The 26,336-nt window shown below is 42.4% G+C and carries 32 protein-coding genes; 21 read left to right on the forward strand and 11 right to left on the reverse strand.

The window, feature by feature from the left end:
- Positions 1 to 88: 88 nt before the first annotated feature.
- The 8 genes from ACP14V_RS13200 to ACP14V_RS13235 all read left to right on the forward strand — a co-directional run bounded on the left by ACP14V_RS13200 (position 89) and on the right by ACP14V_RS13235 (position 5,936).
- On the forward strand, positions 89 to 1,147 hold the full coding sequence (locus ACP14V_RS13200; protein WP_272608437.1) for an endonuclease/exonuclease/phosphatase family protein: 1,059 nt from the start codon (positions 89 to 91) through the stop codon (positions 1,145 to 1,147).
- A 4-nt stretch (positions 1,148 to 1,151) separates the two neighbouring features.
- On the forward strand, positions 1,152 to 1,505 hold the full coding sequence (locus ACP14V_RS13205) for an iron chaperone (protein ID WP_272608439.1): 354 nt from the start codon (positions 1,152 to 1,154) through the stop codon (positions 1,503 to 1,505).
- A 78-nt stretch (positions 1,506 to 1,583) separates the two neighbouring features.
- Positions 1,584 to 3,038: a sulfatase gene (locus tag ACP14V_RS13210; protein WP_272608441.1), complete on the forward strand. Its 1,455-nt coding sequence runs from the start codon at positions 1,584 to 1,586 to the stop codon at positions 3,036 to 3,038.
- Between the two features lie 78 nt (positions 3,039 to 3,116).
- Complete coding sequence (locus ACP14V_RS13215; protein WP_272608443.1) at positions 3,117 to 3,788, forward strand: hypothetical protein; 672 nt, start codon at positions 3,117 to 3,119, stop codon at positions 3,786 to 3,788.
- A 96-nt stretch (positions 3,789 to 3,884) separates the two neighbouring features.
- A complete protein-coding gene (locus ACP14V_RS13220; protein ID WP_272608446.1) occupies positions 3,885 to 4,352 on the forward strand; it encodes a hypothetical protein in 468 nt (155 codons plus the stop codon).
- 137 nt (positions 4,353 to 4,489) lie between these two features.
- Positions 4,490 to 5,167: a hypothetical protein gene (locus tag ACP14V_RS13225; RefSeq protein ID WP_272608448.1), complete on the forward strand. Its 678-nt coding sequence runs from the start codon at positions 4,490 to 4,492 to the stop codon at positions 5,165 to 5,167.
- 21 nt (positions 5,168 to 5,188) lie between these two features.
- Complete coding sequence (locus ACP14V_RS13230; RefSeq protein ID WP_409557915.1) at positions 5,189 to 5,539, forward strand: SdpI family protein; 351 nt, start codon at positions 5,189 to 5,191, stop codon at positions 5,537 to 5,539.
- Positions 5,540 to 5,657: 118 nt separating this feature from the next.
- Positions 5,658 to 5,936, forward strand: a complete 279-nt coding sequence (locus ACP14V_RS13235; protein ID WP_272608449.1) for a hypothetical protein — start codon at positions 5,658 to 5,660, stop codon at positions 5,934 to 5,936.
- 107 nt (positions 5,937 to 6,043) lie between these two features.
- Here the strand turns inward: ACP14V_RS13235 and ACP14V_RS13240 are convergent, their stop codons facing one another.
- Positions 6,044 to 6,232 carry a hypothetical protein gene (locus ACP14V_RS13240; RefSeq protein WP_272608451.1) on the reverse strand — a complete coding sequence of 63 codons (189 nt, stop codon included), beginning with the start codon at positions 6,230 to 6,232 and terminating at the stop codon, positions 6,044 to 6,046.
- A gap of 190 nt (positions 6,233 to 6,422) precedes the next feature.
- Here ACP14V_RS13240 and ACP14V_RS13245 point away from each other — a divergent pair, with 190 nt between their 5' ends.
- From ACP14V_RS13245 to ACP14V_RS13265, 5 genes are all read left to right on the forward strand, one after another.
- Positions 6,423 to 6,695 (forward strand): DUF4242 domain-containing protein, encoded by a 273-nt coding sequence (locus tag ACP14V_RS13245; protein WP_272608452.1) that lies wholly within the window; start codon positions 6,423 to 6,425, stop codon positions 6,693 to 6,695.
- A gap of 101 nt (positions 6,696 to 6,796) precedes the next feature.
- A complete protein-coding gene (locus ACP14V_RS13250; protein WP_272608453.1) occupies positions 6,797 to 7,288 on the forward strand; it encodes a DinB family protein in 492 nt (163 codons plus the stop codon).
- A gap of 105 nt (positions 7,289 to 7,393) precedes the next feature.
- The gene (gene egtB, locus ACP14V_RS13255) at positions 7,394 to 8,554 is read left to right on the forward strand and encodes an ergothioneine biosynthesis protein EgtB (RefSeq protein WP_272608454.1); all 1,161 of its coding nucleotides are present in this window, start codon (positions 7,394 to 7,396) and stop codon (positions 8,552 to 8,554) included.
- Between the two features lie 16 nt (positions 8,555 to 8,570).
- Positions 8,571 to 9,536, forward strand: coding sequence for an L-histidine N(alpha)-methyltransferase (gene egtD, locus ACP14V_RS13260; RefSeq protein WP_272608455.1), 966 nt, complete (start codon positions 8,571 to 8,573; stop codon positions 9,534 to 9,536).
- Between the two features lie 4 nt (positions 9,537 to 9,540).
- Entirely contained in the window at positions 9,541 to 9,822 is a 282-nt protein-coding gene (locus tag ACP14V_RS13265; RefSeq protein ID WP_272608457.1) for a DUF427 domain-containing protein, read from the forward strand.
- Positions 9,823 to 9,849: 27 nt separating this feature from the next.
- On the opposite strand, the gene ACP14V_RS13270 is transcribed toward ACP14V_RS13265, so the two are convergent.
- On the reverse strand, positions 9,850 to 10,146 hold the full coding sequence (locus ACP14V_RS13270; RefSeq protein ID WP_136566565.1) for an isoamylase early set domain-containing protein: 297 nt from the start codon (positions 10,144 to 10,146) through the stop codon (positions 9,850 to 9,852).
- 156 nt (positions 10,147 to 10,302) lie between these two features.
- A complete protein-coding gene (locus ACP14V_RS13275; protein ID WP_272608460.1) occupies positions 10,303 to 11,382 on the reverse strand; it encodes an aminotransferase class V-fold PLP-dependent enzyme in 1,080 nt (359 codons plus the stop codon).
- A 54-nt stretch (positions 11,383 to 11,436) separates the two neighbouring features.
- Here ACP14V_RS13275 and ACP14V_RS13280 point away from each other — a divergent pair, with 54 nt between their 5' ends.
- Together ACP14V_RS13280 and ACP14V_RS13285 are read left to right on the forward strand one after the other, a co-directional pair.
- On the forward strand, positions 11,437 to 11,829 hold the full coding sequence (locus ACP14V_RS13280) for a 2TM domain-containing protein (RefSeq protein ID WP_136566567.1): 393 nt from the start codon (positions 11,437 to 11,439) through the stop codon (positions 11,827 to 11,829).
- The gene (locus ACP14V_RS13285) at positions 11,826 to 12,317 is read left to right on the forward strand and encodes a dihydrofolate reductase (protein WP_272608462.1); all 492 of its coding nucleotides are present in this window, start codon (positions 11,826 to 11,828) and stop codon (positions 12,315 to 12,317) included. Before ACP14V_RS13280 ends, ACP14V_RS13285 begins: the two co-directional genes overlap by 4 nt.
- Positions 12,318 to 12,320: 3 nt before the next feature.
- Here the strand turns inward: ACP14V_RS13285 and murI are convergent, their stop codons facing one another.
- The 8 genes from murI to ACP14V_RS13325 form a co-directional block, all read right to left on the reverse strand.
- Positions 12,321 to 13,100, reverse strand: coding sequence for a glutamate racemase (gene murI / locus ACP14V_RS13290; RefSeq protein ID WP_272608464.1), 780 nt, complete (start codon positions 13,098 to 13,100; stop codon positions 12,321 to 12,323).
- A 95-nt stretch (positions 13,101 to 13,195) separates the two neighbouring features.
- Positions 13,196 to 13,705, reverse strand: coding sequence for an OmpH family outer membrane protein (locus tag ACP14V_RS13295; RefSeq protein ID WP_136566570.1), 510 nt, complete (start codon positions 13,703 to 13,705; stop codon positions 13,196 to 13,198).
- A 43-nt stretch (positions 13,706 to 13,748) separates the two neighbouring features.
- The gene (locus ACP14V_RS13300; RefSeq protein WP_272608466.1) at positions 13,749 to 14,585 is read right to left on the reverse strand and encodes an OmpH family outer membrane protein; all 837 of its coding nucleotides are present in this window, start codon (positions 14,583 to 14,585) and stop codon (positions 13,749 to 13,751) included.
- 98 nt (positions 14,586 to 14,683) lie between these two features.
- On the reverse strand, positions 14,684 to 17,356 hold the full coding sequence (locus ACP14V_RS13305; protein WP_272608468.1) for a BamA/OMP85 family outer membrane protein: 2,673 nt from the start codon (positions 17,354 to 17,356) through the stop codon (positions 14,684 to 14,686).
- A complete protein-coding gene (locus tag ACP14V_RS13310) occupies positions 17,328 to 18,071 on the reverse strand; it encodes an isoprenyl transferase (RefSeq protein ID WP_136566573.1) in 744 nt (247 codons plus the stop codon). The genes ACP14V_RS13305 and ACP14V_RS13310 overlap by 29 nt, the downstream gene beginning before the upstream one ends.
- Position 18,072: 1 nt before the next feature.
- Positions 18,073 to 18,756, reverse strand: coding sequence for a DUF6089 family protein (locus tag ACP14V_RS13315; RefSeq protein ID WP_272608471.1), 684 nt, complete (start codon positions 18,754 to 18,756; stop codon positions 18,073 to 18,075).
- Between the two features lie 112 nt (positions 18,757 to 18,868).
- Complete coding sequence (locus tag ACP14V_RS13320; RefSeq protein ID WP_136566575.1) at positions 18,869 to 19,750, reverse strand: NAD kinase; 882 nt, start codon at positions 19,748 to 19,750, stop codon at positions 18,869 to 18,871.
- A gap of 1 nt (position 19,751) precedes the next feature.
- Positions 19,752 to 20,408, reverse strand: a complete 657-nt coding sequence (locus ACP14V_RS13325) for a CBS domain-containing protein (protein WP_136566576.1) — start codon at positions 20,406 to 20,408, stop codon at positions 19,752 to 19,754.
- 85 nt (positions 20,409 to 20,493) lie between these two features.
- On the opposite strand from ACP14V_RS13325, the gene ACP14V_RS13330 reads away from it, so the two are divergent.
- From ACP14V_RS13330 to clpP, 6 genes are all read left to right on the forward strand, one after another.
- Positions 20,494 to 21,210 (forward strand): pyridoxine 5'-phosphate synthase, encoded by a 717-nt coding sequence (locus ACP14V_RS13330; RefSeq protein WP_272608474.1) that lies wholly within the window; start codon positions 20,494 to 20,496, stop codon positions 21,208 to 21,210.
- Positions 21,210 to 21,980 carry an alpha/beta fold hydrolase gene (locus ACP14V_RS13335; RefSeq protein WP_272608476.1) on the forward strand — a complete coding sequence of 257 codons (771 nt, stop codon included), beginning with the start codon at positions 21,210 to 21,212 and terminating at the stop codon, positions 21,978 to 21,980. Before ACP14V_RS13330 ends, ACP14V_RS13335 begins: the two co-directional genes overlap by 1 nt.
- Before the next feature lie 137 nt (positions 21,981 to 22,117).
- Positions 22,118 to 23,665, forward strand: a complete 1,548-nt coding sequence (locus ACP14V_RS13340) for a G-D-S-L family lipolytic protein (protein ID WP_272608478.1) — start codon at positions 22,118 to 22,120, stop codon at positions 23,663 to 23,665.
- Between the two features lie 71 nt (positions 23,666 to 23,736).
- Complete coding sequence (locus ACP14V_RS13345; RefSeq protein WP_136566580.1) at positions 23,737 to 24,081, forward strand: phage holin family protein; 345 nt, start codon at positions 23,737 to 23,739, stop codon at positions 24,079 to 24,081.
- Between the two features lie 98 nt (positions 24,082 to 24,179).
- Positions 24,180 to 25,502, forward strand: coding sequence for a trigger factor (gene tig, locus ACP14V_RS13350; RefSeq protein ID WP_272608480.1), 1,323 nt, complete (start codon positions 24,180 to 24,182; stop codon positions 25,500 to 25,502).
- 90 nt (positions 25,503 to 25,592) lie between these two features.
- Positions 25,593 to 26,273, forward strand: coding sequence for an ATP-dependent Clp endopeptidase proteolytic subunit ClpP (clpP, locus tag ACP14V_RS13355; RefSeq protein WP_272608482.1), 681 nt, complete (start codon positions 25,593 to 25,595; stop codon positions 26,271 to 26,273).
- Positions 26,274 to 26,336: the final 63 nt, after the last annotated feature.

Genomic DNA, 26,336 nt, shown 5'->3' on the forward strand with positions numbered 1-26,336 from the left:
AAATTACCAGTTGGATTAAAAAATTAGTGCTAACTTACCATTGATTCCTTTACCTCCCATTCGAAGTAAAATTCAATAAAAACTGCACATGGATATTTGGCATATTGTACTGAACACTTTGTCAATTATATGTGCCTTGATGAGTTTTTTGCCTTTTTTGGATTTCAAGCATTGGTTTTTTAGGATATTTGATTTTATCAGGCTCCAGCTCTTGGCACTACTGGTTGCACTATTCATCGCTGGTTTGTTTTTCAGTGGTGCCCCCATATTTCTGGAGACACTCACCAGAGTGTTACTTTTGATTGCAATTACCTACCAGTTCTTCGTGATTTGGCCCTACATTCCCTTCCGAAAAAAATCTGGAAAACTTCCAAAAGAGGCCATTACCCTGATCAGCGTCAATGTGCTGCAAAAAAATACCGATCATCAAAAACTGATTGGCTTGGTCAAACAGATACAGCCGGATATTTTGCTGACCATGGAAAGCAACTTGGAATGGGAAAAAGCACTTTCAGAGCTTGAAAATGACTTTGCCTTTTCACACAAAATACCCAAAGAGAACCGGTATGGGATGCATTTCTACTCCAAGCTCAAGGTAAAATCCTGCCAGGGACATTACTTGATTTCTGAGGAACACCCTTCCATTGAAGCTACTTTGGTAGATAAAAATGGTACCGATTTCATCTTTTGGGGCATCCATCCACCGCCGCCAAGCCCCACCGAAAAACCCACCTCTAAACAAAAGGACGCAGAACTTATGATGGTTGCCCAATTGATATGCAAAAAAAAGATACCTACCTTGGTTTCGGGTGATTTCAACAATGTGTGCTGGTCCAAAAGCTCTAAGCTGTTCTCAAAAGTGTCCAAACTAAAAGACGCGCGCTTGGGAAAGGGGTTCTACAGCACCTTCCCGGTAAAACCCAAACTGTTCCGCTTCCCTATAGATTTGTTGTTCCACTCCAGGAACATGGAAGTGCATCAAATAAAGACCTTACCCGCCATTGGCTCCGACCATTTGCCACTATTCGCTACATTTACCATTACCGATACGGGACATAAAACCGTAAAAGCCATAGAGCCGGAATTGAAACAAGAAGTGGTTTCCATTATTGTGGAAGGCAAGGAAGCCGCACAGGAAGAAAACTAGAACAATGAAAACAAAACCAGAAAATGTGGACGGGTATATTACTGGGTTTCCTCTGGAAATTCAGGAAAAGCTCAACCAAGTACGCAAAGTAATCCGAAAAAATGCACCCGATGCCGTTGAAAGCATTGCATATGGTATGCCTGCCTACAAGCTCCACAAAAAACCTTTGGTCTATTTTGCGGGATATGCAAAGCATATCGGTTTTTATGCCACTCCAACTGGGCATAGTGCATTCGAGGCCCAACTGTCCCAATACAAACAAGGAAAGGGCTCCGTTCAATTTCCTTTGACCCAACCCATTCCCTTTGATTTAATTGCTGAAATAGTACGGTTCAGGGTTACGGAAAACACCCCATAAAGAATCTTAGGTTTTTGAGTATTACGATGCATTTTGCATATATTCAAAATATAAAATCAACATCAGAAAACCATACCAATGCCATTTACCAAGAGAAGTTCATTGCTAAGTTTAATCCTTTGTGTGGGCCTACATGTATTGTCCTACTCACAAGAAAAGGACTATAATGTACTTTTTATCATTTCGGATGACCTTACCGCAACGGCCGTATCATCCTATGGAAACAACGCTGTACATACCCCCAATATTGACAAACTGGCGTCGGAAGGAACCCTATTTACGAAAGCCTATTGTCAATATCCAGTGTGTGGTCCCTCACGGGCCTCTTTTATGAGCGGATACTACCCCAATGCCACCACCACCTACGGATATGTGAGCGGTCGCGAAAATATTGGTGATGAACGCAAGACGTGGTCACAATCTTTCAAGGACAATGAGTATTACACGGCCCGGGTGAGCAAGATTTTTCATATGGGTGTCCCCATCGATATTGAACAGGGCAGCGATGGTAAGGACGACCCCGCTTCGTGGAATGAAAAATACAACAGTCAGGCCCCAGAATGGCAAACTAAGGGAGAGGCCGAACTTGTGCAGGGCAATCCCGATGGGACCATAGAACGAAAAGGAGGCAATGTCATGACCATCGTGAAGGCGGATGGGAATGATTTGGTCCATGCCGATGGAAAAACAGCACAAAAAGCCAGTGAGTTGATTCGGCAACACAAGAATGAAAAATTCTTCCTCGCCGTGGGAATGGTACGCCCCCATGTTCCCTTTGTGGCACCGAAATCACACTTTGACCCCTACCCTTATGCCAATATTGTTCTACCCAAAAAAGTGGAAAATGACTGGGACGACATCCCCAAAAGGGGCATCAATTACGTGACCAGTGTAAATGGACAAATGAGTCTTGAACAACAACAAAAGGCCGTTGCCGCTTATTATGCTTCCGTATCTTTTATGGATGAGCAGGTGGGCAAAGTATTGAAGACCTTGGAAGACGAAGGGCTGGAGGACAACACTATCGTCATATTCGCGTCTGACCATGGATTCCATTTGGGAGAACATGATTTTTGGATGAAGGTAAGCCTTCACGAAGAATCAGCCCGGGTTCCCTTGATCATAAAAGTACCGGGCAAAAAACCCGCGGTATGCCATTCTTTTGTTGAGCTTATCGACCTGTACCCCACCATCGCTTCATTGGCCGGAGTGGAGTATTCCGAGCATCTACAGGGGAAAAATTTGGTGCAACTCTTGGATGACCCCAATGAAAAAGTCAGGGATATGGCCTTCAGCGTTTCGCAAGGTGGAAAAACCTTTTTGCTACGGACCGATAAATGGGCTTACATCCAATACGATGAAGATGCGGCATCGGGCATGGAACTTTTTGATATGGAAAACGACCCAAAGCAATACACCAACTTGGCCTACCATCCTGATTATTCGGATGTAGTGGAGGATTTTCAACAAAAACTAAAGGATAAACTGAAGGAGGTCCGTACCAACGACTTGAGAATTGACTACTCCAAATAATCTGCAAATTTTGTGGTATCTTAAACCTGTCCGTCCCAAAAAGGACTGATCCAACAGCAACCCTTAAAACCCGAGAAAATGAAACATATCATCACCGTATTGGCCCTGACAGGAGCCTTGATGTCCTGCAACACCTCAAACAAGACCAAGGATAACGCGGAAGAATCTACCGCAAAAGAAGCATCAACAGACAGCACCTCAATACAATTTGTTACGATTGACACCGAAGAGGCTTTAATCGCCACCTCGCTAATGGCCGCCCCAGAGGCAAGTCGTGCCGGGTGTAAAGTCATAGGGTACAACGATGTTGGTGAACTGGTGACCCTCAAGGAAGGGGACAACGAATTCATCGTTCTGACGGACGACCCAAAAAAATCAGGCTTCAATGCAGCTTGCTACCACAAAAGTCTGGAACCATTCATGGCACGAGGTCGTGAACTCAGGGCAGAGGGAAAGACAGGTCCCGAAATTTTCGATATTCGGGAAGAAGAGGCTAAATCCGGAAAACTGGATATGGGCATAGCCGGGGCCACCCTGCACATTTATTACGGCCCCAATGAGCGCTACGACCCCGAAACGCATAAAGTGGAAGGTGCCAAATACCGCTACGTGGTCTATCTGCCCTTTGCGACGGCCGAATCCACCGGGTTACCCGAAAAACCTGTGGGGGCCAACCACCCTTGGATCATGAATCCGGGAACGCACAGGGCCCATATTATGATCTCGCCTTTGGCGGACAACAAGGAATAGTTTTCTCCCCGCTCACGGAAACGGATGTATTTCACGAGTCACAAGGAATTTCACGCATCCAATCCATGGTTAGGACATCTTCAAAAAAAAGCTGTTATGAAAAAATTGTTTTTTGTCCTTTCAACCATTGGAATTTTGTCTTCCTGTAGTAGTGATGATAGTGGCATTAATATCAATGAAGAAAATTACTTGATTTTCGGCCATTTTTATGGGGAGTGTGGTGGAGAAGGATGTGTTGAAACCTTTAAACTCACCAATGATTCCCTTTTTGAAGATACGGTTGATGACTACAGTGGCCAAAACACGGACTTTGTAGCATTGGACAATGACCTGTTTGAACAAGTCAAAAACCTCACGGATTTCTTTCCCAATAGGCTATTGAACCAAAGCGAGACCGTTTTTGGCTGCCCAGATTGTGCCGATGGTGGTGGATTGTTCATCCTGTACTCTGAAAATGGGAAAGAGAAAAGTTGGAGAATTGACCAAGTAAAAGACAATGTTCCTGAATTTCTTCATGGGTTCATGGACAAGGTAAATGAAAAAATTGCCCTGATAAACCAATAAAAACTGCGTTGCATAACATTGGCTATAATCTATTACCACATTTTCCATAACTTCAGTTCGTAAAATTATAAGCCGGACGATTCCTGCTCAGAAACAAACCATACCCGAGTCCGTTGTAGAATATTAAAACTTATTATTTGAAAAAAATATTTCTTACCCTAGTTTTCATTAGTCTTATTACAAAATATTCATTCAGCCAAGATGTATACGACACTATGTCAAATCAAATATGCAAGTGCATTGGCTCTAATGGAGCTGAAAACATCGATCAAATGATGCCATGTATTGAAGATGCAATGCTTAAAAATGTCGAAGCACTAAAAGCAGAAAATGGCGTTGAATCAATAACCGAAATTGATACGGACTTAATGGGCAATAAAGTTGGTGCAAGATTGCTGAAAACTTGTGATTATGCTCTTAAGGTATTTGCCAACCAGCAAAAAGAAGAGAAAAAAATTGTTGCAAAACAACATAATTTGACTTGCGAGCACCTAAAATCCGGCGATTTTTATTACCTAAATCAGAGTTCTTCGGATGCAAGCACTCCAGATACAACACATGTCACCATCTCAAATAACATGTTTTTAGAAAGAATGAATAATGGACGAACATATTCACTTTTGAATATAGAATGGAAGAGCGACTGCAAATTTGAGCTAGAATTTAAAGAAAGTAATGACCCTTTAAAAAAAGAACTTAGCCAACCAGGGGATAAATACCTTTATGAAGTAATGACAAATGGCCCTGAATCAATTGTAGTTAAAGTATTTTGGCAAAAAGAAGAATTTCAGGTTGAATTATTTAAATCAAAATAACATTGCCCAACAAAGCAACACATGACCTTTAATGGCATCATAATACTTCCATGTTTGTTGACTGGCGCTATAGCCTTAATTGGCGGGCTTATCTTTAAAAACAATCCACCCAAACATATAAATTGGTGGTATGGGTATCGGACCAAACGCTCTATGAAAAATCAAAAGCAGTGGGATTTTGCACAGAAACTGGGCGCAAAAAATATGATCAAATATTCCTTAATTCCTTTTTTGACCTCCCTTCTCGGGTTTTTTATTGATACGGAACATATTGGGTGGAGCATTGGATCAGTAGTTGTAAGCACTCTTTTATGGGCATTTTTCAGTATTTACAAGACAGAAACTAAGCTTATATCGGAATTTGGCAAATAATCTCCCATGAAAAGTCGCCACTAGACTTTGGACTTCTCCTTCGGAGAAAAAGGTGTATTTTACATACCAATAAAAAGTGACACCATATTTTAAAACAACCTTATCAAAAAAACTAATTATGGAATTCCTTTACAATATTTGGGACATTTTAACTGGACATAGACTACTAAGTCCAATATTTTTTATTGGCTTTACACTTTTTATTATTGGTGGAAGATTAAATTACAAAGTTGAAGAAGAGAAATTTAACAGAAGAACACAAGGTGGTGGAATGGCATTTGATAGTTTCAAACAAGCCAATGCCACCAGATCCAGATGGGGCATTTGGAAAGCTATTGGTAAATTAGGCTTGTGGATAACTGTTTTTAGTCTTTTAGGATTATTATTAGTTTCATAAAAAGATAGTTCCATTTACATGAACCATTTATATATACCTATTAATAGGCAGTATATAAAACTAAAAACTATGTGGATGACCAGCACAACCTCCCTTATCCAAAACCACTAATCCCTCAACCAACCCTCAATCCCTTTTAGGGCCTCCACCACACTTTGGACTTCCCTTCGGGAAAAGGTGTCTTCTTCCAAATAGAACAGCATCACCACCCCAAGGTCCAAGATATCGGCCAATTGAGCCGGGGTACCGTAGCCTTCCTTGATAAACTTCTGTAATTTTTCACTCTTTTGGGACATGTCTCAAATGTAGATAAGCTTTTGGTTTTAAGGGTCATAATAAATTATGACTGTTTCAAAAAACTATGGGATTTCAGTATGAATCCCTTCAAGAAGCTGCATTATTTCTTATCTTTAAGTGGAGTCCAGCAACCACACAAAAACGGGGCGTAACCCAAAAGCCAAACGAGTAGGAACTAAATTCAACATCATGCCAAAGTATGTCATTGAGCGGGAAATCCCGGGCGCCAGTAATTTATCTGCCGATCAGCTCAAGGGAATATCGCAGACTAGCTGCGGTGTTCTCAGGAACATGGGGCCAGAGATCCAATGGATACAGAGCTATGTCACCGGGGACAAGGTCTATTGCGTGTACATAGCCCCCAACACGGACATGGTACGGGAACATGCCAAGCAGGGCGGGTTTCCTGTAAATTCGGTGAGCGAGGTGGCCACCATTATTGATCCCACCACCGCCGAGTAGGCCAAGGCCCATTCCGCAAGTAAAGACCATGGTCCACATGGGCACATGGGCACATGGGCACATGGCAGATAATCTATGATTTCAAAACAACCCCCAACTCTATGAAATATACCCCAAAAGACGGCTTCCCCTACTACTATGAACTGGTCCAAGACAAGGACCTTAACCAGCTTTTTTTCTCCACGGACACCTTTATGTTTCTTCAATCCATTGGTAAGGAAAAGGCAGTCCACCGCTACGCCCCAAACAAATGGAGCATCAAGCAGATCGTGGGGCATATTGCCGACCATGAGCGTATAAAAATGTTCAGGGCCTTCCAATTGAGCAGGAAACAAGAGGTACAATTATGGGGATACGATCAAGAATCCTTGGTCAATAACAGCCGTTTTGATGAGCTTTCCCTACAACAATTGATCAATGACCTTTTGCATGTTAGGCAAGCCTCCCAAAGTTTTATCGGCACCCTTTCCGAACATCAATTACAGTTGAAGGGCCAAGCAAAGCATCATACCATTACCCTCGAAGATTTCCTCAAATCCATCATCGGCCACGAAGTACACCATATCAACATCGTCAAGGAAAGGTATCTTTAAGAAAAAGCCCTCCCCAAGAAAAAACAGGGCTTTTGACGTTAAGGTTACCTGCATGCTCCCGACCAAACCATCATAATTGGCTATCTTTAAGCAAACACACCCATTATGATCCTTACCGATGCCTTGTTAGATTTCTTTCTAGAGACCCGGCAACACACCGAATCCATTTGCCAACCGCTGGAGATAGAGGACTATGTGGTACAGCCCATTGTAGATGTGAGCCCGCCCAAATGGCACTTGGGTCACACCACTTGGTTTTTTGAGGAATTCATCCTAAAACCGCACGCTAAGGACTATGTTGAGTTTCATGCCGATTTTTCCTTTGTCTTCAACAGTTATTATGAAACCGTAGGTAAACGGGTGGTACGTTCCGATCGTGGGAACCTCTCCCGACCTTCGGTAAAAAAAGTGTACGAGTACCGAAACCATGTTACCCAAGCTATCAAGGGTTTCTTTTCAGGGCCACAGAGCGAAGAACTGCGGGCTGTTCTGGAAATCGGTATCCACCACGAAAAACAGCACCAAGAACTATTGCTCACGGACATTAAATACATTTTGGGGAACAATCCGCTTTTGCCGGTCTATTCGGAGCAGTTTCGGGACCACCCCAAAGAGATACATGCGCAAGATTGGATCGCTGTTGATGGAGGTCTGTATGAGATTGGCCATGCCACTGAATCTTTTTGTTACGACAATGAGTTGGGTCGGCACAAGGTGTATCTCCAACCTTATGAAATTTCCAACAAGTTGGTCACCAATGGTGAGTTTGCAGCGTTTATCTTGGATGGGGGCTATCAACGTTTTGATCTTTGGCATGCCGAAGGTTGGGACTGGGTAAATCAAAATCAGATAAAAGCCCCGCTATATTGGCACCGAATAAATGGGGAATGGCACCACTATGCAGCCCAAGGGCTTCAAAAACTGGATTTGGAAACCCCTGTGACCCACATTTCCTATTTTGAGGCCTTTGCCTACGCCCAATGGAAAGGCCATCGCCTGCCCACCGAGTTTGAATGGGAGGTGGCCCAGGCATTTTTTCCTTGGGGCAAGCGTTGGGAATGGACAGAAAGTGCCTACCTGCCCTACCCCAACTACCAAAAACCGGATGGTGCCCTAGGCGAATACAACGGCAAGTTTATGGTGAGCCAAAAAGTGCTCCGTGGCGGTTCTGTGGCCACTCCCGAAAAACACACACGGCATACCTACCGTAATTTTTTCCATCCACAATTACGTTGGCAATTTACTGGATTAAGGTTGGCCAAATAATTCCGACTCACCTGTTATGCAAAAAAATCCAACCACATTCGCCTCCATTTTTGAGCAAGAGGTGTACGAGGGCCTCATGGCCCATCCCAAGCGTCTTTCCTCCAAATATTTTTATGATGAAGTGGGCGACAAGCTCTTTCAGGACATCATGGCCATGCCGGAATATTATCTTACCGATTGTGAGTTTGCCATTCTGGAGAACCATAAAGATGAGATCGTGGACCTTTTTAAGGCTGATGGGAGTGCTTTCAGCCTATTTGAATTGGGAGCCGGGGATGGTAAAAAGACCAAGATCTTGCTTCGGCATCTTATTAAAAATGGGGTTACGTTTGATTATAGGCCCATTGATATCAGTCAGAATGCCCTTGACCAGCTTGAACAATCTTTGCACGAGGAAATCCCCGAAGTGGAGATCAACCCAATCCAGGGCACTTATTTTGATTCGCTCCGCGATATTGGAAACAGCAATGGCAGACGAAAGGTGATCCTATTCCTGGGTTCCAACATTGGCAACCTGTTGCACCCCCAAGCAGTTGAATTTCTTGGAAATCTTAGAAGTTCCATCAACCATGGGGATTTGATCTTTATGGGATTCGACCAGAAAAAGAACCCGCAGACCATTTTGGATGCCTATAATGACAAAACGGGCATTACCGAGGCGTTCAATAAGAATATATTGGCTCGCATCAATAAAGAAATGGGCGGCAATTTTGAGCTGGATAATTTTTTGCACTGGGAAGTTTACGACCCTGAAACGGGAACCGCCAAAAGCTATTTGGTGTCCAAGAAAGCCCAAACGGTGACCATTGAAAGTTTAGGTCTTGAAATCCGTCTAAGGGAATGGGAAACCATACATACAGAGATTTCCCAAAAATATGACGATGCCATTGTAGAATGGTTGGCCAAACAGGTAAACCTTAAAATGGTCACCCAATTTTCAGATGACAGACAATGGTACAAAGACCATGTATTTAAAAAATAAGCCTATGAAAGCCATTTGGAACAATACGGTAATAGCGGAAAGCAATGATACCGTGGTGATTGAAAACAACCACTATTTTCCTGAAGACAGTATTAAAAAAGAATTTTTTAAGCCAAGTACAAGCCACACCACATGCCCTTGGAAAGGTCAAGCCTCATACTACACCTTGGAAGTTGAGGGAAAAGAAAATCCCGATGCTGCGTGGTATTATCCCGAAACCAGTGAACTGGCCCGTGCCATTAAGGGCAGGGTAGCATTTTGGAAAGGAGTCACCATTGAAGCTTAGAGCTCCAATGGTGATTTATAGCATAAGTTAAAGTTCCAGAACAGCGTTTTCTGTCCCGGCGTAGTCGTTCCATTGGAAACGATCGGCCTCATCATCATTGGTGTAGGCACCATCAATAAGGTATCTAAACTCGTAAGCGTTCTCTGTAGGAAGGTCAAAAGTTCCTTTGAAGGTTCCGTTCTTCAATTTCTTCAACGTGCTGCTTTTGGGGTTCCAGTTGTTGAAATCACCAACTACCGCAACTTTCTTTGCCTCTTCTGCCGGTACTGAAAAAGTAACTTTGCAAACAGGCTTGCTCTTTAGGTATTGCTTCTTAATTGCCATGGTCTTAAAATTAAAATCCACTGCAAAGCAATATATAAAACCGCTTATTTACAATTAGTTAAGTTCGATTTATCAAATTGATAAAATCTACCTAACCATAAGATCACTTTTGGTAAAAACCAGGGACGGTTTTTTTCAAAAAGAAATTCTGGGTCTTCAAGTTGTTAGCAATTTGGCAATTGCCTCTATTTCCTCCACGGTGTTATAAAAATGAAAGCTCAATCGGATTCCATCCCCCCTCAAGGCGCAGACCACATCTTCCTTACCTAACTTTTTAAAGAGTTGCCCATCTCCCTTAATGTTGAAAATAGTGCTGTGCACCTCCCGTTTCAGCACAGATTTGTCCAGAAGGTCCAGTTCCCCAAATACTGTAGTTGCCGTATTGGACAGTTTTTTCAATTGGGCCTGTATATGCTGCATACCGATGTTGTCCAGAAACTCCAAGGAAAATTGAAGGCTCCCAAAATTTAAGGAATCCAGGTGGCCAGGTTCCAAATATTTACAAAAGTGCACATTGTCCCGTTTGGATTCATCCCGGTCCACGGAGCCGTTCCCCATGGTCTTTAGATTAAATCGGTCTCTTGCCCCGTCCTTCACCAAAACAAAACCATTGCCGTATCCTGCCAAGAGCCATTTATAGGAACTGGCCAACAAAACATCTATTCCAGAATCCTTAAAACTGAAGTCCTGGGTACCACAAAACTGGGTGCCATCCGCAATGATCAAGAGATTGGGATTATCCTTTTTTAACTGCTTCAAAAACTCCAAATCTATTTGAATTCCATTAATCCACTGAACCAAGCTCAAGGCCAAAACATTGAACTTTCCCGTTTTTATCTTGGTAAGGATATTTTCCTCCAGGTATTCATTGATCCCCACATAATCCCTCGGGAAATTTCGAGTCTCAAATGGCCAATTCAGGGAAGGGTAATCATTGCTCAAGAGCAGCACATTTTGGTCTTTGTCCAATCCCTCTAAAAGCATGTTGAGTCCCAAACTAAAATTGGGTACCAAAGCCACATTATTGGGTTTGCAGTCAAAGAACCGCGCTACGGTTTCCTTGATCTTGGGCATGTGCTCAAAACTCTTAGCCTTCATGTCGCTTCCCCCAATCAGATAATCCAAGTCATGTCCTTGGCGCCATTCCATTAAATCTTCACTCAACAATCCCGTTGCGGCCGTGTTGGCATAGATACATTGGTTAAGCACGGGGAATTTTTTTCTTAGGCTTTGCATAGCTGAGGTTTTGGATACAATTGCGTTATATTTGTTGTTAAAGATAGCCATTCCATGTTGTCCTTTGGTAAAAAGAAAAAACCGGAAATAGACTTGGAGCAACACGAACTTTTGGAGTATGCGCAGAAACGCATCAAACAAAAAAAACGGTTGTTCTCCCACTTTGTCATTTTTTTGATAGGCTGTGTTTTTTTGATCTTGATCAACAAGATTTTAAAATATGGGGAGGCCTATGACTGGTTTGTTTGGGCCATCCTTTTCTGGGCTTTTTTACTGGTGCTGCACGCCTTTAATGTTTTTGTGACCCACAAGTTCATGGGACAGGATTGGGAGCGCAGACAGCGTGAACGGTTGGTGGAACTCCAGAAAAAGCGGATTGCCGAAATCCAAAAGGAAATTGAAACGGATTTCCCTCTTTCCAACATCAATAAAAAAAAAGATTTGTGAAGCGACTGATCATTATTGCGGCAGCAGCCGAAAACAATGCTTTGGGCAAAGACAACGATTTGGTGTGGCACCTTCCTGACGATTTTAAGCGTTTTAAATCCCTAACTACGGGGCATAAGATCATTATGGGCCGAAAGACCTTGGAGAGCTTCCCCAAGGCTCTGCCCAACCGAGAGCATATTGTTATTACCCGGGATAAAAAATATACACCCAAATTTCCTTGCACGGTGGTACATTCGCTTGATGATGCCATTGCTTTGGTGGATGGCCAAGAAACAGCCTATATTATTGGGGGTGGTGAAATATACAAGCAGTCCATGAATCTTGCCACAGACATAGAACTCACTAGGGTACATGGTACTTTTGAAGCCGATACTTTTTTTCCAGAAATTGATGAAACCCAATGGGAATTGCTTAAAGAAGAACATCATCCTAAGGATGATCGGCACCAATACCCTTTTACCTATCTCACCTACAAAAGAAGATAGGTTTTAAAAATCACGATAGGCAATTTCAGCAATTGGATCATTGACCAACTTCTTCAGCACTCCAATATCCCTGTTGGTAAAAAGCATGTGTCGGGGAGTATTTTTTGCAAGTTGCAAAAGATTCCCCTTTTCCAATACTGCCTTGGTCTGCCTTGCTACGGCTTCGCCTGAATCAATAATTGTGATATGGCTGGGAAGCATTTTTTTCAGTTGGGGTATCAAATACGGATAATGGGTGCATCCCAACACCAGACAGTCGATGTCTTGTTGCAGCATGGGATCCAGGTATTTTTTGAGAAGCTCCTGCATGGTCGGCGAATCAATCTCCCCAGCCTCTATTAATTCAACCAATCCCTTTCCTTCTTGCTCCAGTATAGTAATACCTTCTGCAAATAGCTTTGAAGTATTATGGAACAAGCTACTGGATAAGGTGCCCTTGGTGGCCAAAACCCCAACCTTTTTGGTTTTGGTTTGAAGAGCAGCGGGTTTTATGGCAGGTTCTATACCAATAAATGGAACTTTGTAGCTGGCCCGTAGATGATCAATCGCATTGGTGGTGGCCGTATTACAGGCCACTACAATGATCTTACAATCATGTTCCAGCAAAAATTTGGTGTTCTTAACACTCAGTTGAACAATCTCTTCCTTGGACCTTTCACCATAGGGCGCATTGGCACTATCTGCCAAATAGAGCGTGTGTTCATAGGGCAGCATCTTTTTAATTTCCCTCCAAATGGAGGTTCCCCCTACCCCAGAATCAAAAATGCCAATTGGTCTTTGCATATCTAAAAATAAACACTGTTGCGGTTTTGACATAAAAAAACCGCTTTACCTTTCTGGAAAAGCGGTTCCTATCTTGTTATTGGACAATGTATTTCTTAGAATCCCAATTCTTGCTTAACAGCGGGCAAAAGGTCTTTTCCCTTGGCCACGATCAAACTCAATCCTGGGCTGGCATCGATTACATACTCAAAGCCTTGTGAAGCCGCAACCTTTTCAATGGCTGCTTTGGCCTTATCAGAAATTGGAGCAAATAGTTCTTGTTGTTTTTTCTGCAACTCCTGCATGGCAGTTTGCTCGGCTTCTTGAATATTTTTCTCAAAACCTTGAAGCTCCAACGCTCTTTTCTCGTTTTCCTCGTTTGTTTTTGAGGTAGCTTCGTTTTGGTATTGAGTCAATTTATTTTGAAGCTCTTTCATGGAACTTTGTATGTCTGCCCTGTAGGTTTCCTGCAATTTTTTAAGTTCGGCCTGCGCAGTTTTCATCTCCGGCATTTCAGACAACAATTGCTGCACATTAATGTGGGCAACCTTGCTCTGCGCACTTACAAAACCTGTAGCCGCCACAAACAAAACTAGGGCTACAGCGATTTTTTTTACATTTCTCATGGTTCTAAGTTACTATTTTGATGTTAAATTAAGTGTTTCAATATTATTGTTGTATTGAATCCTTTTCTTGTTCCTGCGCTTTTTTTCGTTCATCCAATTTGGCTTGTCGTTTGGCTTCGCGCTCTTCCAATAATTTTTGTCTTCTGGCCTCGTAGGCTTTTTTTCTTTCCTCCCTGAGCTTCAGCTGTTCCGTCCTTCTGTCTTCGGCCGCTTTGGCCTTTGCTTCTTGGGCTTCTTCCGCTTTTTCTTGGCGCTCTCTCAGGGCATCACTGATTTCATCGTCTGCCTGCTCTTCCTCTTCCATGAACTGTTGCAACCTGTTCCTTTCGTCCTGCTTCTTGTTGGAAGCGCTCACTTTTCTTGTTCGGCCTATCTCCCTTAGGACCAAGTCACTGATATCGTGCCTTTTTTCGGAGTACAACATTACAACATCTGCCGATTTATCAAAAATAAAATCGTATCTTTTATTACCGCCAATTTTTTGGACCTCGTTGAAAACTTGGTCCTGGATAGGCTGAATCAGCAATTGTTTCTGCAAGACCAAATCTCCTTGGGGTCCAAAACGGTCTTGCTGGTAATCCAACATTTCCTTTTCCAATATTTGGATTTCCTCTTCGCGTTCTGCAATAAGTTCATCCGTTAGCAGTACTTTTTCTGCCATTAAATCCTTTTTCATTTGCTCCACTATACTTTGCTTCAGCTCAATCTCCTGTTTCCATTTTTGAGCCTTGGCTTCCAGTTGCGTGGTGGCTTCCCTATATTCTTCCACATTTTCAAGGATATACTCCATATCTACATATCCTATGCGTACCCCGCGCTGTGAAAAGCCATAAAAGGATGTCATCAAAACAATCAACGACAAAAGAACTTTGGTATTCATCTTTGTTTCCGCTTTTTACATAGAAAATATCGTGCCAAAATAACTAATTAATTAAAAACAAGCTACTTATAAATCAGCAAAGCCCTATTTTCCTTAGATTAAAACTGCTGCCCGATGATGAAGTGCGTTTGCCAGCCACTGGGTCCTGTTGATCCTGGTCTGGCATCTGTGTCGAAGCCGTATCCAAAATCAATCCCCAAGAGTCCGAATGCCGGCATAAAAATACGTAGCCCCACTCCGGCAGATCTTTTTAATTCAAACGGATTAAACTCATTAAAATTGTTGAACGCGTTTCCTGCTTCCAAAAACGACAGTGCATAAATGGATGCGGAGGGTTTAAGGGTAAGCGGATAACGAAGTTCCAAGGAATACTTATTGTAAATTGTTCCTCCATCTTGCTGAAGGGAGTTTGTTATTGGATTGGTTACGTATGGGGTGAGGGCTTGGTTTTCGTAACCTCTTAATTGAATAACGTCCCTACCATCCAAAGTAAAGTTTCCAAGACCGTCGCCGCCCACATAGAAACGTTCAAAAGGAACAGCTCCAATATCATGGTTATATGCTCCCAAAAAGCCAAACTCGGCATTGGTACGAAGCACCAGTTTGTCTACCAAGCGGGTGTACCAATCTCCTTTGAATTTTACTTTGTAGAATTCCAGAAGTTTAAACCGCTCCTCTTCCATACGCTCCAAATCATCACTCAATTGGGCAAATTCCAATTGCTCTTCAATACTCGATGGGTTACTTCCTATTTCAAACAACCTTTCTGTTGCTGCATTGATATCTATCTTAAGTTGCTTATAGTCTTTGGAACTGAACAAAGAATACGGTGGGGTAAATTTGGCGGTAATCTCAAAGTTTGATCCTGTAAGCGGAAATATTCTACTGGGACCTTGTGAGCTTCTAGATATTCCAAATGTGTAGTTTACCGAATTGGAACTACCATTTCCGAAGTTGAAAAGTCCCAAATTATAATCGTTGAAATCGTATCGTTGATAACTTAAGGAATGGGATATGGTGAAGAAGTCATCTGGCCATTGCACCCTTTTCGCCAAACCGGCTGAAATTCCTGTAATGGAAAAACCACGATCTTTTTGCACATCAATCCTACCCCTGTTATCATACCCTGTCGCAAATTGTTGGGTCCTGGAAAGTGATAGGTTGAATCGTACTGGTTTTTTACCGCCCAACCATGGTTCGGAGAAATTCAAGCTATATACACGGAACGACCTACTGGCCTGCAAACGGAGTGCAAAAGTCTGTCCATCTCCCATGGGAACCGGCTTGTATGCCTCCCCATTAAATATATTCTTAAGTGAAAAATTGCTGAAAGACAATCCCAAGGTTCCGATGAATCCGCCGCCACCAAAACCTCCTTGTAGTTCTATCTGACTGGAGCCGGCTTCAACAAGACTGTACTGAATGTCCACCGTACCGGCATTTGGGTCTGGGTTTTGAATGTCCGGAACAATCTGTTCGGCGTCAAAGAATCCCAACTGTCCCAATTCACGAATACTTCGCACAATATTGTCCTTGCTGTATTTTTGACCGGGACGGGTACGCAACTCCCTAAAGATTACGTGGTCGTTGGTCTTATCGTTACCTACAACGGTCACGTGATCCAAAAAGGTTTCCTTACCTTCTATGATCCTGATTTCAAAATCTATGGTATCGTTCACTGCGGAGACCTCAACAGGATTGATACTTGAAAACAAATACCCATTGTTTTGGTATTCATTAGTCAAATCAGCCGCATCAGGTCTGGAATCGTCGGCGATACGTTTTTTAAGTAACACTCCATTGTAGGTCTGCCCTTTTCGAATCCCCAGTATTTGACTCAAGTACCTATCTGTGTACACTGTGTTTCCAACAAAGTTGATGTCCCCAAAATAGTACTTGTCCCCTTCCTCTACCTTGATCTTTAGGTCGATGTTCTTTTCGTTCACCTTCACAAAAGTGTCCGAAAGTATCCTTGCATCCCTATATCCACGTTCGGCATAGGCATCCACCAAGCTGGAAAGGTCTTCATTGAAATCCTCCTCGATGTATTTGGATTTTTTCCAGAAACGATAGAGCTTCTTCTTCTTGGTGTTCTTCATCGACTTTCTAAGTCGCTTGTTGGACAGTTTTTCGTTGCCCTCAAAAACAATGCTCCGAATTTTTACTTTATCTCCTTTGTTTACATTGATGACCATGTTTTGGGTATTGGTCTCGGAGGTATCCGTAGCGGTAGCAATATTTACCTTGGCATTGAGGTATCCTTGTTTCTTGTATTTATTCTGAAGGTAATTCTTGGTATTGGCAATTAAGCTTTCGGTGATTTTCTTGCCTTTTTTCAGGTCCGTATCAGTAAGGATATCCTCAACCTTACGTTTTTTAACCCCATACACGGTAACATTGGATAGGGTTGGACGCTCCAAGATGTTCAACTCCAGGAAAATCTTATCATCCTCTATTTTGGTATAGTACATCTCAACATTGCTGAACAGCTCCAAGCTCCACAACTTTTTGATCACTGCACTTATCTCGTCACCCGGAACGGTAATGGGTTGCCCTACACGCAAGCCCGTATAGGTTTTAACGGTCTGCTCATTATAGCTTTGTAGACCGGTTACGGTAAGTCCGCCCAATATATATCTTTTTCCATCCTCAAATGAAGTTTCCTGGGCAAAGCTTTGTCCGGTAATAAATAATAAAGGAAGGAGTAGTTTTAGGTATGGTAGTATGGATTTTTTTATACCCTTAACTGAGTTGTTCGCTAGTTTTTCCAAATCGTCGTTCTCTATTTTGGTAACTTAATATTGCTTCTACCAAATGATGCTCTCTAAAATCAGGCCAAAATACGTCAATAAAATATAATTCGGCATAAGCAATTTGCCATAGTAAAAAATTGCTGATCCTGCACTCGCCACTGGTACGGATAAGCAGGTCTACATCTGGCAAGAAATGCGTGTAAAGATGTGTATTTATAACGGTTTCGTCAATATTTTCAAGTGAAATTATATTATTTTTAACTTTGGCAGCTATCTCTTTTACAGCAGATTTCAGCTCCTCCCTTGAGCCATAGCTTAGGGCCAAAGTGAGTATCATTCCCGTATTTTCCGCTGTTTTTGAAATAACCTCAGAAAGCTCTTTTTGGGCCTTTTTTGGCAAGGAATCTATGTTTCCAATAGCCATTAGCTTAATGTTGTTCTTATTGAGGGTCTTCAATTCTTTCTTGAGGGAAGACACCAAGAGTTTCATAAGAGTCTCTACTTCAACCTTTGGTCTGTTCCAGTTTTCGGTGGAAAATGCATAGAGGGTAAGACATTTTATTTGAAGTTTGGCGCAATTCTCCACAGTGTTCCTAACGGCATCCACCCCATTCTCATGACCAAAAATACGGAGCTTGCCCCGCTGTTTGGCCCATCTGCCATTGCCATCCATAATAATGGCCACATGTTCTGGAATTTGCTTGTCTTTCTTTACGTCCTCTAGCGTGTGCATGTCATTGAAAACAATCCTGGCAGGGCTTTCGTCCAAAGGTGTACGTCAATGTAAACCCAGTGAACACGTACCAGTCATCGCTCAATATATTACCGAACCTAAATTGCTCGAAATTGGAACCCTCAGGGTTACTTGCGTCCAGATTATCCGTAAAGGTATATCTGGCCCCAATCTCGGCACCAAGAATCAGAAATTGATTTAACCGATACTTTGCCCCAACTGTCATTGGAATTGCAAAACTACCTTCTTTTTGGTTAATATCCTGCACTTGGAGGGCATCAAAATACATAAAATCGTATCTGAAGTAGGAGATACCTGTATATAGATAGGGTGTGAACGCGGGTCCGAGCTTGTGCAAATTATATTCAACAAAGTTAAACTCAACCCCTAGAGAGGTCTCAAAAATGGAGTTGTCCACTTCATATTTGCGTTGTTGCCTCGATGGCATACTGGATTTGGAATCGTCTGCGGTAAAGGTGCCATAGAGTACACTGGCGCGCCATGCATACCTTTTGCTCTTGTTCCATTTGAAGAGCCCGCCAAAGGCAGGTCCCGAAGGTAAAATATAGTTCGTACGGCCTACATCGCCCACCATATTGGTGCCTCCAGCAAAAATCCCAACTTCATAGGTCTGTGCTCCCAACTTGAGCATACCGCACAGAAAAATAGCCAAAACTATCCTCATACCATTCAAAAAATTACACAAGTTAAAAGTAAAGGAAAGTCAATAGGCCTAGTGTTAATTACATTCTCCCTTGTAAAACAGTTTTTAGCTCCTTTTATTGTTTTTGAGGGGTTCAATTCCTTTTATCCTCCCCCCAAAGTAGTTTATTTCGAAGTGTTTTCAGAAAACTTTCTGAGGTATACTCAATCATTTTGACGGTAAAATCTGATTTTCTGATCCTAATTTCCTTCCCATTGGGGATATCGGCAATCCTAGAATCCAAAGACACCAAATGGGTCTGCTCCCTCCCTGAAACCTTAAGCCGGATCTGGGTGTCATCTGAAATTACCAACGGACGGGCATTCAGGTTGTGCGGAGCAATCGGAGTCAGCACAAGGGATTTTGCCGTTGGGGCTATAACGGGTCCACCGCAACTGAGAGAATATCCTGTTGAACCTGTTGGGGTGGAAACAATCAATCCATCTGCCCAATACGAGGTAAGGTATTCATCGTTCAGATAGGTTTCCACCGTAATCATGGAAGTGGTATCCTTTCTGCTTACCGTGACCTCGTTCAATGCAAAATTCAGGTTTTCAAATTCGTTTAGGTCCGGATTCACTTCTACCTCAACCAAGGTTCGTTCCTCAACGGTATAATGTCCGGCCACAAATTCAGTGACCAACTTCCGTACATTCTCTTTTTTAAAGGTTGAAAGAAACCCTAACCTGCCCGTATTTACCCCAACAATGGGTATGCCATAGTCCTTTATATAGGTAACTGCCCGGAGCATGGTTCCATCACCACCAAAACTGATGAACATGTCAAAAGATGAATCCAATCCTTTGGATTGTGAAAAAGTACCACTGATTCGGCCCATGGTACAGTCCGACACCAATGCTTCAAATTTTTTTTCCACAAAAACCTCGGCCTGCACTTTTTGGAGCTCGTGCAAAAGCTCCAACATGCTGGTTTTGTCTTCTTCCAAAAAAGTTTGTCCGTAAATAGCGACCTTCATGCTAAACGTTAAGGTATTTTTCCAAATAATCCGATCGTTGTTTTAGATCTTCCATGAACTGGTCATCGCTGTTTCCAAAAATAATGGTGTAATTATAACGCCTAAAGGTCTGGGCCACCTCATTTAGACTCTGCGCACCTATTTTAAGGGTAATTTGGACCACATCGTTCTGTGAATCTGTAATAAAGGCCCCCAACAAACGGGCATTGTTGCCTTCCACGATCTGGGCAATTTCACTGAACGAATAATCCTTGATCCCAGTTGCCACTACAAGTATGGCACCTGGCTCTTTGAAGAAAGGCGTATCAATGAACATACTCACTACATCCTCAAGATCATAATATCCGGTAACCGTCTGATTTTCATCCAACACCGGAAGAATATTGGCTTCGTTTCTTGAAAACATCTCAAGCACATCCAACCATGAAGTTTCTTTGTTGACAAAAAAACTTTCCATCTCGTACCTAAATTCCTCTATTCTCTTGTCCGGTTCAAAACAAGCCAAATCATTTTCGGACAAAAGTCCCAGATACATACCATTTTCCGTAACCGCCACATGCGAAAATGTGGTTTCCTCAAAAAAACGAATTACCTCCTTTAAGGTCTCGGAAACCTCAAAAATGGGAACTGTATTTATTATCTGGCTCTGAATCTGCATGACATAACTATTAGGCGCAAAATACTAATTTTAAATCGCAAAAGGCGTGCCTAATTCTTATTTTTGTCCACCTAAAGAGAAGTTCATGACAAAGCTAAGCGTTAATATAAACAAACTGGCAACCTTACGGAATTCGAGGGGCGGCAATGTACCCAATTTGATCACCTCCGCCAAGGACATAGAGTCCTTTGGAGCAGAAGGCATTACCATTCACCCACGGCCAGATGAGCGACATATCCGTTATCAAGATGCCCGTGACCTGAAGCAGGTAGTCTCTACCGAATTCAACATAGAGGGAAACCCAATTCCAAAGTTTATAAATCTGGTACTTGAGGTAAAACCTACCCAGGTGACCTTAGTCCCCGACGCCGAAGACGCCATCACCTCCAATGCTGGATGGGACACCTTAAAACACAAAGATTTTTTGGTCGATGTTATCAAAACCTTCAAAGCGAACGGGATACGCACCTCCATTTTTGTAAACCCGGACGTGCAAATGGTTCGTGGAGCTGCCGAAACCGGTACAGACCGTATTGAACTTTACACGGAAAGTTTTGCGCATGATTTTGCCTTGGGTAAGAAGGAAGCAGGCATAAAACCATTTGTGGATGCTGCCCAAATAGCCCATGAACTTGGATTGGGCATCAATGCAGGCCATGACCTAAGCTTGGACAATATTAAATTTTTCAAGGAACACATCCCGCACCTTTTGGAAGTTTCCATTGGGCATGCGCTTATTTGCGAATCCATCTATTTAGGTATTGAAAATGTGGTGAACATGTACTTAGACCGATTAAAATAATGGAGTTATTACATTCAAAAATATTGGGAGAAGGCGAACCCTTAATCATTCTGCATGGTTTTTTGGGCATGTCTGACAATTGGAAAACCTTAGGCAGCCAATATGCTGAAAATGGGTTTCAGGCACATCTTGTAGACCAAAGAAACCACGGCAAGAGTTTCCATTCCCCTGATTTTGATTATGAGCTGCTTAGCAGCGACCTTGTTGGATACATGGATCACCACCAGATTGAATCCGCCCTGATTTTAGGACATTCCATGGGAGGAAAAACAGCCATGCAACTCGCTACCTCCCATCCTGAAAAAGTAAAAAAACTCATTGTTGCCGACATTGCCCCAAAATTCTATCCCCCACACCACCAATATATTGTTGATGCCCTGGCGCAATTGGATTTCAACAAAATTTCCAGTAGAAAGGAGGCTGATGAGGAGCTTTCAAGACACCTTACCGATTTTGGCATACGGCAATTCCTTCTGAAAAACCTTTATTGGATAGAAACTGGAAGATTGGGCTTTCGGTTCAATTTTGATGTTCTCAAGAATAGAATGGAAGAAATTGGTGACAACATTGGACCGACCTCACTTTTTAATGGGCCCACTCTTTTTGTTCGGGGAGATCGGTCCGAATACATCCAACCCAGCGACTACCCGGAAATCAAAAAACACTTTCCAAAGGCATCCATAGAAACCGTGGATAATGCCGGACATTGGCTACATGCCGAAAATCCAAAACAATTTTTCGAAAAGACACTCCGCTTTATGAATTCCTAAAATTGACGGTTTTTTATTATGCATGCATAATTTTTTTGGCTATTTTATTGTCTGTATAACAATTTTGACATAGATTTGGTTAAATGCGGCTTAACCCAAAGTTTAACTTAAACTAACTCAAAAAATACCGTTTAGATATGAAAAAGTTATTTGCCTTGCTTCCATTCTTGGGCCTATTCTTGATTTCATGTGAGGATGATACCACTCCTATCGACACAAACCCCGACCCAACCCCGGTTGAGTATACAGCAGGGAGTGCAAACTTCACAAAATATGTTGCCGTAGGAAATTCGCTTACCGCAGGATTCTCGGACAACGCACTTTTTAGGGCCGGTCAGGAAGCATCATTCCCAAATATGTTGGCCACCAATTTCGCATTGGTGGGTGGAGGTTCCTTTGAGATTCCCTACATGGCCGATAACCTAGGTGGGGCTACCATCAATGGGGAAACAGATTTGAACATGGATGGAAGTCCGGATATAGGCAACCGATTGATTTTGGCCTTTACCGCAAACGGCCCGGCCCCTACTCCAGTTTCTGGACAAGGAAGCACTGAAATCACCAACAAACTTTCTGGGTCGTTCAACAACATGGGGGTTCCAGGTTCCAAAAGTTATGAATTGCTCGCCCCCGGATATGGGAGTTTGGCAGCTTTGGCAATAGGTGCCGCCAATCCCTATTTTGTTCGCTTTTCTTCCTCGGAAACCGCCACAGTGATTGGAGATGCCGCAGCGCAAGGCGCTACCTTCTTCTCGCTTTGGACAGGAGCCAATGACATTCTTCTATACGCTACAGGTGGTGGCGCTGGGGTTGACCGAACTGGAAACTTGGACCCCAGCAGCTATTCAAGAAGTGATATAACAGACCCCAATGTATTTGCAGGCTCGCTTGATGCTATGCTACAAGCCATGACAGCAAACGGAGCGGGTGGTGTTATAGCCAATTTACCCAATGTAACTGACATTCCCTATTTTACCACGGTACCCCATAATCCAGTTCCGTTGGATGCAGCAACTGCCGCACTTTTAAACCAATCTTATGGTGCTTACAATGCAGGTGTTGCGGGAGCCTTGAATTTCCTTGTCAGCCAATTGGCAATTACCCAAGAGGAAGCTGATGCGGAAATAGCTAAAAGAACCATTACATTTTCCCCTGGCAATACCAATGCCGTAGTTTTATTTGATGAGGATTTAACGGATTTGACTGGCATTAATCCAGCCCTTGTAAGTATGAGACAGGCTACTGAAGAAGACCTCATGGTACTTACTTCCCGAACTTTTATTGGTACACTTGCCGACCCCAACAATCCAACTTCCATTAATGGAGTTGCAGTGCCTTTGGCAGACAAATGGGTGTTAACGCCAGAAGAGCAAGCCTCCGTTGAAACTGCACTTACTGCTTACAACCAAACTATTGAAGCATTGGCTACGGCCTATGACCTTGCCTTTGTGGATGCCAATAGTTTATTGAATGAGCTGAAAACCACTGGATTTCAGCAAACCGACGGAAGCGTGGTTACAGCCACTTTTGCAACTGGTGGTGGTTTTTCATTGGATGGGGTACATCCATCCCCTAGAGGATATGCCATACTGGCCAATGCCTTTACCGCAGCAATCAATGCAAAATATGGTTCCAATTTACCTAAAGTTGAGCCTTTAGATTTTACAGGATTATATATTGACTAAGAAAAACTTAATTTCATATATTAAAGGCACCGTTTTACGGTGCTTTTTTTTAACCCTAAAATCATGACCCCATGAAATTGATACTAAGACTTTTATTGAATGCGCTGGCAGTTATCATTCTTTCATACGTACTGCCCGGCATAGGCGTGGATTCCATGGTAACAGCCATTATTGTGGCAGTGGTACTCAGCCTTTTAAATTTTATTGTAAAACCTATTATCGTAGTATTGACACTACCTATTACCATTGTCACCCTCGGTCTTTTTTTGCTGGTCATCAATGCCATTATTATTCTTATTGCAGCGAATTTGATAGATGGTTTTCAAGTCACCAGTATTTGGTGGGCCATAATCTTCAGCCTGTTGCTTTCGTTTTTACAATCCATTTTACATTCCATTCTCAAAGAAGATGTATAGTTTTCGTTTTGTTTGACATTCAAGGCTTTAAAAAGTTGCTGCCAAACAGAAAATACATTACTTTTGCGTCCCATTTTTGAATAGCAAATAGGCAGGAGATGAACATTACTAAAGAGCAGATTGACAACCTCAATGCAGTTGTGAAGGTAGAAATCAGCAAAGAGGATTACCAGGAGAAAGTTGATAAAATCCTAAAAGACTACAGAAAACAAGCCAATATCCCAGGCTTTAGAAAGGGACAGGTTCCCATGGGCTTGATCAAAAAACAGTACGGCAAGGCCGTTCTTGTTGATGAGGTGAACAAACTGTTACAAGATAATCTGAACAAATATCTTACTGAGGAAAAGTTGGATGTTTTAGGAAATCCGCTTCCCAAACAACAGGAAAACTTTGATTGGGACAGTGAGAATCTTGATTTTGAATTTGAATTGGGATTGGCACCCAACTTTGATGTACAGCTAAAAACAAAGAAAGCGGTTACCCAATACAAGATCGTTGCCGACAAGAAAATGATCGATGAACAAGTGGAACGTATTCAAAAGCAATACGGAAAACTGGTTTCCAAGACTGAAGTGGGCAAGAATGATGAGGTTACAGGCACCTTTGTGAACGAAGCTGAGGAAATAGAACACAAAACCACCATAGAGCTTAGCAAGGTAAAAAGCAAGAAAGCTACCGATGCCTTGGTCGGGAAAAAAGTTGGTGAGACAGCCACCGTATCCACAAAAGGACTTTTTAAAGAAGACTATCTTTTGCCCAGTGCATTGGGAATCAGTGCGGACAAAGCAGAAAAATTGAACATCGAGGTTAACTTCACCATTGAGGAAATCAATGAAAGAGAGCCTGCTGCCCTAGATCAAGAGTTATTCGACAAATTGTTCGGTAAAGACAATGTCAAATCCGAAAAAGAACTGAAAAGTCGTATTAAGGAAGATTCTGAAAAGCAGTTTGAACAGCAGTCCGATCAAAAGTTATTGAACGATGTCACCGAAAAACTTATAGACGAGACCAAGTTTGAACTTCCTGCTGAATTCTTGAAAAAATGGATTCAGATCAGTGGCGAAAAACTGTTGACCGATGATGAGGCCAAGGAAGAGTTTGAAAAATCTGAAAAGGGACTTCGCTATCAACTTATTGAAGGTAAGATTATCCAAGAAAATAATCTTCAGGTTCAGTTTGATGAATTGAAGGAGTTTGCCAAAGGCTTTATTAAATCCCAAATGGCCCAATACGGCCATATGGACCCCAAAGAAGAAGAGTTGGAGAACATTGCCACCAGGGTTTTGGGTAACCAAGACGAGGTAAAAAGACTCTCTGAGCAGTTGATGAGCCAAAAATTATTGGACTTATACAAGGAAAAGGCGAATCTAAAGGTAAAGGAAGTCAGTTATGATGACTTTATCAAGGAAGCCTACAGCTAAACTTGGGCTAAAAGAAAATTAAGTATCTTTACGGTGCCGAAAAGCTGTTTTTTCGGCACCTTTTTTTTAAAAAAAATTCAACACCATCCCATGGATTACGGAAAAGAATTCAAAAAATACGCTACCCAACACCACGGCATAAACAGCATGCATTATGACAACATCATGAGCAGCATGTACCCCGTGAACATGACCCCTAACATTATTGAGGAAAGGCAATTGAACGCCATTGCCATGGATGTATTCTCCAGATTGATGATGGATCGTATCATCTTTTTGGGAACAGGAATCAATGATCAAGTAGCCAATATTGTACAGGCACAGTTACTTTTCTTGGAAAGTGCAGATGCCTCCAAAGACATCCAAATATACATTAACTCCCCCGGCGGAAGTGTATATGCGGGATTGGGCATTTATGACACCATGCAGTTCATAAAACCGGATGTTGCCACTATTTGCACAGGTATTGCGGCTTCCATGGCGGCAGTTCTCCTTTGTGCGGGACAAAAGGGCAAGAGAAGTGGTCTTACCCATTCCAGGGTCATGATCCACCAACCCCTTTCCGGTGCTCAAGGCCAAGCCAGTGATATAGAAATTGCAGCCAAAGAGGTACTCAAGATAAAGGATGAATTATACCAAATCATATCCAAACACTCCGGTCAATCTTTTGATAAAGTTTACGAAGACAGTGACCGGGATTACTGGATGAAGGCCAAAGAGGCCAAGGAATATGGTATGATCGATGAAATTTTGGTCCGGGAAAAATCTTAGATCAAGAAAAAGAACCAAATAAAAGCAGCGCTAAAACGTAGACCAAATCCATTTTTTTTGCGT

It is taken from the genome of Flagellimonas alvinocaridis, from assembly GCF_965248585.1.
GTDB classification, from domain to species: domain Bacteria; phylum Bacteroidota; class Bacteroidia; order Flavobacteriales; family Flavobacteriaceae; genus Flagellimonas; species Flagellimonas alvinocaridis.

What these genes read in the sequence shown, in the direction of transcription:
- tig (WP_272608480.1), top strand. Translation starts at nt 24,180, where the DNA reads ATGAACATTACTAAAGAGCAGATTGACAACCTCAATGCAGTTGTGAAG.
- ACP14V_RS13265 (WP_272608457.1), top strand. Translation starts at nt 9,541, where the DNA reads ATGAAAGCCATTTGGAACAATACGGTAATAGCGGAAAGCAATGATACC.
- ACP14V_RS13235 (WP_272608449.1), top strand. Translation starts at nt 5,658, where the DNA reads ATGGAATTCCTTTACAATATTTGGGACATTTTAACTGGACATAGACTA.
- ACP14V_RS13320 (WP_136566575.1), bottom strand. Translation starts at nt 19,750, where the DNA reads ATGAAGGTCGCTATTTACGGACAAACTTTTTTGGAAGAAGACAAAACC.
- ACP14V_RS13275 (WP_272608460.1), bottom strand. Translation starts at nt 11,382, where the DNA reads ATGCAAAGCCTAAGAAAAAAATTCCCCGTGCTTAACCAATGTATCTAT.
- ACP14V_RS13335 (WP_272608476.1), top strand. Translation starts at nt 21,210, where the DNA reads ATGGAGTTATTACATTCAAAAATATTGGGAGAAGGCGAACCCTTAATC.
- ACP14V_RS13340 (WP_272608478.1), top strand. Translation starts at nt 22,118, where the DNA reads ATGAAAAAGTTATTTGCCTTGCTTCCATTCTTGGGCCTATTCTTGATT.
- ACP14V_RS13280 (WP_136566567.1), top strand. Translation starts at nt 11,437, where the DNA reads ATGTTGTCCTTTGGTAAAAAGAAAAAACCGGAAATAGACTTGGAGCAA.
- egtB (WP_272608454.1), top strand. Translation starts at nt 7,394, where the DNA reads ATGATCCTTACCGATGCCTTGTTAGATTTCTTTCTAGAGACCCGGCAA.
- ACP14V_RS13200 (WP_272608437.1), top strand. Translation starts at nt 89, where the DNA reads ATGGATATTTGGCATATTGTACTGAACACTTTGTCAATTATATGTGCC.
- ACP14V_RS13250 (WP_272608453.1), top strand. Translation starts at nt 6,797, where the DNA reads ATGAAATATACCCCAAAAGACGGCTTCCCCTACTACTATGAACTGGTC.
- ACP14V_RS13220 (WP_272608446.1), top strand. Translation starts at nt 3,885, where the DNA reads ATGAAAAAATTGTTTTTTGTCCTTTCAACCATTGGAATTTTGTCTTCC.
- ACP14V_RS13245 (WP_272608452.1), top strand. Translation starts at nt 6,423, where the DNA reads ATGCCAAAGTATGTCATTGAGCGGGAAATCCCGGGCGCCAGTAATTTA.
- ACP14V_RS13210 (WP_272608441.1), top strand. Translation starts at nt 1,584, where the DNA reads ATGCCATTTACCAAGAGAAGTTCATTGCTAAGTTTAATCCTTTGTGTG.
- ACP14V_RS13215 (WP_272608443.1), top strand. Translation starts at nt 3,117, where the DNA reads ATGAAACATATCATCACCGTATTGGCCCTGACAGGAGCCTTGATGTCC.
- ACP14V_RS13295 (WP_136566570.1), bottom strand. Translation starts at nt 13,705, where the DNA reads ATGAGAAATGTAAAAAAAATCGCTGTAGCCCTAGTTTTGTTTGTGGCG.
- clpP (WP_272608482.1), top strand. Translation starts at nt 25,593, where the DNA reads ATGGATTACGGAAAAGAATTCAAAAAATACGCTACCCAACACCACGGC.
- ACP14V_RS13300 (WP_272608466.1), bottom strand. Translation starts at nt 14,585, where the DNA reads ATGAATACCAAAGTTCTTTTGTCGTTGATTGTTTTGATGACATCCTTT.
- egtD (WP_272608455.1), top strand. Translation starts at nt 8,571, where the DNA reads ATGCAAAAAAATCCAACCACATTCGCCTCCATTTTTGAGCAAGAGGTG.
- murI (WP_272608464.1), bottom strand. Translation starts at nt 13,100, where the DNA reads ATGCAAAGACCAATTGGCATTTTTGATTCTGGGGTAGGGGGAACCTCC.
- ACP14V_RS13330 (WP_272608474.1), top strand. Translation starts at nt 20,494, where the DNA reads ATGACAAAGCTAAGCGTTAATATAAACAAACTGGCAACCTTACGGAAT.
- ACP14V_RS13240 (WP_272608451.1), bottom strand. Translation starts at nt 6,232, where the DNA reads ATGTCCCAAAAGAGTGAAAAATTACAGAAGTTTATCAAGGAAGGCTAC.
- ACP14V_RS13310 (WP_136566573.1), bottom strand. Translation starts at nt 18,071, where the DNA reads ATGCACACGCTAGAGGACGTAAAGAAAGACAAGCAAATTCCAGAACAT.
- ACP14V_RS13325 (WP_136566576.1), bottom strand. Translation starts at nt 20,408, where the DNA reads ATGCAGATTCAGAGCCAGATAATAAATACAGTTCCCATTTTTGAGGTT.
- ACP14V_RS13205 (WP_272608439.1), top strand. Translation starts at nt 1,152, where the DNA reads ATGAAAACAAAACCAGAAAATGTGGACGGGTATATTACTGGGTTTCCT.
- ACP14V_RS13315 (WP_272608471.1), bottom strand. Translation starts at nt 18,756, where the DNA reads ATGAGGATAGTTTTGGCTATTTTTCTGTGCGGTATGCTCAAGTTGGGA.
- ACP14V_RS13270 (WP_136566565.1), bottom strand. Translation starts at nt 10,146, where the DNA reads ATGGCAATTAAGAAGCAATACCTAAAGAGCAAGCCTGTTTGCAAAGTT.
- ACP14V_RS13345 (WP_136566580.1), top strand. Translation starts at nt 23,737, where the DNA reads ATGAAATTGATACTAAGACTTTTATTGAATGCGCTGGCAGTTATCATT.
- ACP14V_RS13230 (WP_409557915.1), top strand. Translation starts at nt 5,189, where the DNA reads ATGACCTTTAATGGCATCATAATACTTCCATGTTTGTTGACTGGCGCT.